Source organism: Arthrobacter sp. TB 26, assembly GCF_000427315.1.
GTDB lineage: Bacteria > Actinomycetota > Actinomycetes > Actinomycetales > Micrococcaceae > Arthrobacter.
The window spans coordinates 14,871-20,603 of sequence record NZ_AUPJ01000289.1 but is presented as its reverse complement, the minus strand read 5'-3'; the positions used below and the strand labels follow the sequence as shown (position 1 = coordinate 20,603).

The following is a 5,733-nucleotide window of genomic DNA, read 5'->3' as shown; positions in this document are numbered from 1 at the left end:
CACCGCCGGGCCCGGTCCGGGCCGGGGAAGAAGTGGCTCCGGGGCACGGGGCGGTCTGAACCGGGCGGTGCCCGGCAGGGGTTCGTCCACTTGTCGCAGCAACATCCCCGCCCTAGGGTGAGCCGGGATGACTACTACAGACGAGGCAACACACACCGGGGGCCCGTCACTGTTTCGGCGGTTTTGGCGGACCGTGGCCGGCAACGTCACGTCGGCGCTGCTCTGGCCACGGCTGCAGCTGGCGATGAAGGCCGGACTGGCCGCGGGAATTGCGTTCGCGATCGCCCCGTTCATGCCGGGCTCCGCGGCCGACTACCCTTATTACGCGCCGCTGGGCGCCCTGGTGGCGATGTACGAGAATGTTGCTGGGTCGATGCGGCAGGGTGTGCAGACGCTTGCGGGGCTGGCGATTGGGGTGGGGCTGGCCTTTGTGCTGTTCATCCTCGGCAGTCCGACGCCGCTGACGGTCGGCGTTGTGATGGCCTTCGGCGTGATCCTGGCCGGACTCCCGAAAATCGGCGCCGGCCGGGACTGGATCCCGACGGCGGCACTGCTGGTCCTGCTGGTGGGCGGCCACAACCCTGACCAGTTCTCCTTCGGCTATCTCCTCCAGATGGGTGCCGGAGTCACGGTGGGCATCCTTGTGAATCTGCTGGTCTTTCCGCCGCTGCACTTCCGCGCCGCCGAGCTCAGCATCGCCGAACTGCGCCTGGCCCTCGCCCAGCAGCTCTGGGACATGGCCAAGGCGCTGAAGGAAGGCTGGCCGCCGGAACACGAAGACTGGTCCAGGCGGTCCGACGCGCTCGCAGCGTCCGCCCGCTCCGTGCGCCTGGCCGTGGAGAAGGCTGACGCCAGCCGGCGCGCGAACCCGCGCCGCAGGCTCCATCCGCGGGACATCGACCTGGACTACCGCAACCTGCGCGACCTGGAACGGGTGACCTTCCACGTCCAGGATGTGACCCAGGTGCTCTCGGATGTCATCTGGGCCAAGGACACCCCCTTTGTGGTGCCCGATGAATACGCCGCCCCGCTCGCCGACGTCATGTCCGCCGTGGGCGACGTCCTGCGCTCACTCCAGGAGGAGAGCCCGGACCGGCAGTTGGAGCTGAGCGAAGCAGCCGACGCCGCTGTCAAGGCCCTGACGGCACGCGTCGGTGCCGAGGAAACCGCAACCGACGCTCCCAGCGCCGTCGAATCGATCCTGCTGAGCCTGCACCGGATGCTGCGCGTGGCGAAGTCCTCCGCGGGCCGGACCCAGCTGTAATTCCCACGGACGAATGACACGGCTACGTATCCAACAGCGACGGCGGTGTCCGCCCGTCTCCGGGGCGGAAACCGCCGTCGCCTCTTGCTGCCGGCACTACTGGAGTGCGGCCACCGATCCGCTGAAGTGCTTGCGCCCTGAACGCGAGTTCCAGGCGACATAGTCCGAGCGCTGCCACGCCCCGTCAGCGTCCTTGACCGTACTGATGTCCAGGGCCACGCGGGCCGGCAGGAACACCGGCGCCTCGAAGGCCACATCCCAGCTGAAAGCATCGCCCTTGGCGGCACCCACGTCCGCCAGGGCCCTCGATGCCAGATACATGCCGTGCGCTATCGACCGGCGCAGGCCCAGGGCCTTGGCCGAGAGGACGCTCAGGTGGATCGGGTTGAAGTCGCCCGACACGGCGGCGTAGGCGCGCCCCGTGTCCACGCCCAGCTGCCACAGCGCGGTCGGATCCGGCGCGGAAAAACCCGCCGGAACCGGAGCGGCTGTGGGCTTGTCGATTCCGGGCAGGAACACGCCTTTCGCCAGGTAACTGGAGACGCCCCGCCAGCTGACAGCGGCCTCCCCCGGGCGCCGCACCTCAGTGACGAGGTCCAGCTGGGTGCCGGACCGGTGCCCGCGCAGGTTCTCCGCCCACGCCCGGATGTCCAGGGCTTCGCTGAAACGCAGGGGCGCGGATTGCACCACACGGTTTTCCAGATGGATCATGCCCAGCAGCGGGAGCGGGAAATCATCCCGGTTCATCACGCTCATGGCCAGTGGGAACGCCAGCGCATGGATGAACCCGGCGGGCAGGACATCGCTCGCGGTCTCGCCGATCAGATGCTGGTATGCCGTGAGGTTTTCGACCGCCGCGTTGACGCCGCGGACCTCATGCCGTGTTTCCGGGAGTCCGGCGCCGGCATGGGTGCCCAGGACCCGGCGGCGAGCGGCGGTGGCCGCCGCGTTGACATACAGTTTCGACAGCGACGGCATCTCCCCCAGGATGACGGGCTGTGATGGGGTCATGCTCCCACCAGGTTCTGCCCGCAGACACGCAGGACCTCGCCGGAGATGCCCCCGGCCGCGTCACTGGCCAGGAACGCGATGGCCTCGGCGACGTCGCCCGGCTGGCCGCCCTGCTGGAGGGAGTTCAGCCTGCGGGCGACCTCGCGGGTGGCGAAGGGGATCCTCGCGGTCATCTCCGTTTCGATGAAGCCGGGAGCGACGGCGTTGATGGAGCCGCCGTGCGTGCCGATCAGCGGAGCCGTGGCCCGGACCATGCCCATCACGCCGCCCTTCGAGGCGGCATAGTTGGTCTGGCCGCGGTTGCCGGCAATCCCGCTGGTGGAGGCGACGGAGACAATCCGCGGCGAGTTGCGGAAATGCTCCGAGGCCAGCAGGGCCGAGTTAATCCGCAACTGCGCGGCGATGTTGACCGCGATGACGGAGTTCCAGCGGCCCTGGTCCATGTTGGCCAGCAGCTTGTCGCGGGTGATGCCGGCGTTGTGGATCACGATGTCCAGGCGGCCGTGGCGTTCCACGGCGTGGTCGATGATCCGCTGCCCGGCGTCCTCGCGGCTGATATCCAGCTGCAAGGCCGTGCCGTGCACCTCGTTGGCCACCGTCGCGAGGTGGTCCCCGGCTGCCGGGATGTCGACAACGACCACCGTGGCGCCGTCCCGGTGGAGGGTGCGTGCGATCGCAGCGCCGATTCCGCGTGCCGCTCCGGTCACGACGGCGACTTTGCCCGCCAGGGGCTTCCCGGCGTCGGCCGGCAGCTGCCCCTCGGTGGAGCTCACGGTGAGGAACTGCCCGTCGATGAACGCGGACCGGCCGGAAAGGAAGAACCGGAGTGCGCCGAGGGTGCTGGGGCTGGTGGTTCCGGCGCCGTCGGAGAGCAGGATGCCGTTGGCTGTGGCACCGGCACGGAGCTCTTTCGCGAGCGAGCGCAGGAGCCCGTCCACACCCTGACGGGCGGCCNCGCGACGGCCGGGTCGGCGCTGTCCGGATTTGCAGCGTCCGCCGCCGCGCGGGAGACGGTGATGACGCGGGAGTTCGGGGCCAGGTCCCGGAGCGAGGTGGCCGCGGTGAGGACCGGTTTTTCCAGGTCCTCCGGGCGGGACAGCTCATCCAGGACGAGGATGATGGCGCCGAGCTTCTCCTTGGGCACCGCATGGCGGCGCACGTCGAGGTTCCAGGACAGCAGGGCCGCGGCCAGCTCATCGGCGCCGCTGCCGGCACCCTGGACCAGGACGGGCCCGCTCACCAGCGGCTGGCCTGGCTTGTGGCGCCGGAGCACGACCGGCTGGGGCAGCCCGAGCTTCCTGGCGATGTCCCGGCCGAGTCCCCGGCTCACCAGTGCGGTGTATTTGTCAGTCATGGCATCCCCCTAGTGGGCTTCAAGAATGGCGACGACGCCCTGGCCGCCGGCGGCGCAGATGGAAATGAGTCCGCGGGCCGGGCGGCCGTTGACGTGGCCCGTGGCGTGCAGCATTTTCGCGAGCGAGGCGACAATGCGTCCGCCGGTGGCAGCGAAGGGGTGGCCGGCTGCGAGGGAGGAACCGTTGACGTTGAGCTTTGACCGGTCGATGCTGCCGAAGGCCCCGTCCAGTCCCAGGCGGGTGCGGCCGAAGTCCTCGTCCTCCCAGGCGGCCAGGGTGCTGAGCACGGTACCGGCGAAGGCCTCGTGGATTTCGAAGAAGTCGATGTCGTCGAGGCTGAGTCCGTTGCGGGCCAGCAGGCGCGGCACAGCGAAAGCCGGCGCCATGAGGAGGCCGTCCTTGCCGTGCACGAAGTCGACTGCCGCGGCCTCGCCGTCGACGACGGTGGCCAGCTTGGGCAGGTCATGGGCGTCGGCCCACTCCTCGGCGGCGAGCAGCACGGTGGAGGCGCCGTCGGTGAGCGGAGTGGAGTTGCCGGCGGTCATGGTCGCCGCGGCACCCAGGTTTCTGCCGAAGACTGGCTTGAGCGTGGCCAGTTTCTCCAGGCTGGTGTCGGCGCGCAGGTTGGAGTCCCGGGTGAGGCCGCGGTACGGAGTGAGCAGGTCATCGAAGAAGCCGGCGTCGTAGGCCGCAGCGAGGTTGCGGTGGCTGTTGAAAGCCAGTTCGTCCTGCGCTTCCCGGGTGATCTTCCACTGCGCGGTGGTGAGCGCCTGGTGCTCGCCCATGGACAGGCCGGTGCGCGGTTCACCCGTGTTGGGAGCGTCCGGGGCGAGGTCCTTGGGCCGCAGACGGCTGAGGACCTGGAGCCGCTGCGGCAGCGTCTTGGCGCGGTTGAGGTCAAGGAGCACCTCGCGCAGCCCCTCGCTCACGGCGATGGGGGCGTCCGAGGCGGAGTCGACGCCGCCGGCAATGCCTGAGTCGATCTGGCCCAGTTTGATCTTGTTGGCCAGGCCCAGGACCGTTTCCAGCCCGGTGGCGCAGGCCTGCTGCAGGTCATAGGCCGGGGTCTCCGCGGAAAGTGCGGAGCCGAGCACGGCTTCACGCGTCAGGTTGAAGTCACGGGAGTGCTTGAGCACGGCGCCGGCGGCAACCTCGCCGATGCGTTCGTCCTGCAGGCCGAACCGGGCGATGAGCCCGTCGAGGGCCGCGGTCAGCATGTCCTGGTTGGAGGACTTGGTGTAGGCGCCCCCGGTCCGGGCAAAGGGAATGCGGTTGCCGCCCACGATAACCGCTTTGCGGAGCTGCGGCGCTCCGGATCCGGTGGCGGCCGCGTTTTCTTTTGCATCTACGGCTGCGTTTTCTGCTGGCGCAGCCGCTGCGGTGGTCGATTGCTTTGGTCCGGGTGCGGACCGTCCGTTGACGGACATGGGCTGTCTCCTTTGATCAAAGCGGGTTACCGATACCCAGCGTACCTGATACGCTGGGTATCGTGAACTTCCCCCAGCCTGATCTTCCCGGCAGCAGCGCCGGCGGCTTCCCGGCGGCCGGCGCCGGCAGCGTGGACGGGCGCGCCTCGCGCTGGCAGTCGCATCGTGAAGAGCGCCGCCGGGAGCTGATCAAATCAGCCCGCAAGGCCGTCCACCGCCTCGGCAGTGATGCGTCGATGGAGGACATAGCCGCCGCAGCAGGGACGTCCAAGTCCGTGTTCTACCGCTACTTCGGGGACAAGGCCGGGCTGCAGCAGGCCGTGGGTGAAGTTGTGCTGAGCCAGATGCAGCGGCGCATCCAGGAAGCCGCCCAAAGCGCGCAGACTCCCCGCGAGGGACTGTTCGCCATGGTCTCCGCCTACCTGCAGATGGCGGAGACCAGCCCCAATGTCTACACCTTCGTCACGCGCTACACGCCCGGCGAGGCGGAGGCCGCCGGGGGCAGTATCGCCACCGCCGGTGCCCTGGGCCATTTCTTCGCGGCGATCAGCGACATGATCGCCCGGCCCATGCGCAACCACCTTGCCGACTCCGCCGGACGGGATGCCGCCATCGGATACTGGCCGAACGCTGCGATCGGCCTGGTCCGGAACGCCGGCGAACAATGGCTCGCCAG

Annotated in this window: 3 protein-coding genes and 2 pseudogenes (1 of these 5 cut by a window edge); 2 read left to right on the top strand and 3 right to left on the bottom strand. The window is 69.1% G+C overall.

Going from position 1 to position 5,733, the window contains the following annotated elements; genetic code table 11:
- Positions 1-127 precede the first annotated feature (127 nt).
- Entirely contained in the window at positions 128-1,264 is a 1,137-nt protein-coding gene (locus tag K789_RS0110395; protein ID WP_084507428.1) for an aromatic acid exporter family protein, read from the top strand.
- 96 nt (positions 1,265-1,360) lie between these two features.
- On the opposite strand, the gene K789_RS0110390 is transcribed toward K789_RS0110395, so the two are convergent.
- From K789_RS0110390 to K789_RS0110380, 3 genes and pseudogenes are all read right to left on the bottom strand, one after another.
- Positions 1,361-2,275 (bottom strand): MaoC family dehydratase, encoded by a 915-nt coding sequence (locus tag K789_RS0110390; RefSeq protein WP_024366700.1) that lies wholly within the window; start codon positions 2,273-2,275, stop codon positions 1,361-1,363.
- A pseudogene (locus K789_RS22830) lies at positions 2,272-3,629 on the bottom strand (3-oxoacyl-ACP reductase). Before K789_RS22830 ends, K789_RS0110390 begins: the two are co-directional and overlap by 4 nt.
- A 9-nt stretch (positions 3,630-3,638) precedes the next feature.
- The gene (locus K789_RS0110380; protein ID WP_024366699.1) at positions 3,639-5,057 is read right to left on the bottom strand and encodes an acetyl-CoA C-acetyltransferase; all 1,419 of its coding nucleotides are present in this window, start codon (positions 5,055-5,057) and stop codon (positions 3,639-3,641) included.
- A gap of 62 nt (positions 5,058-5,119) precedes the next feature.
- Here K789_RS0110380 and K789_RS0110375 point away from each other — a divergent pair.
- Positions 5,120-5,733 (top strand): annotated as a pseudogene (locus K789_RS0110375) (TetR/AcrR family transcriptional regulator); it runs 193 nt beyond the window's last position.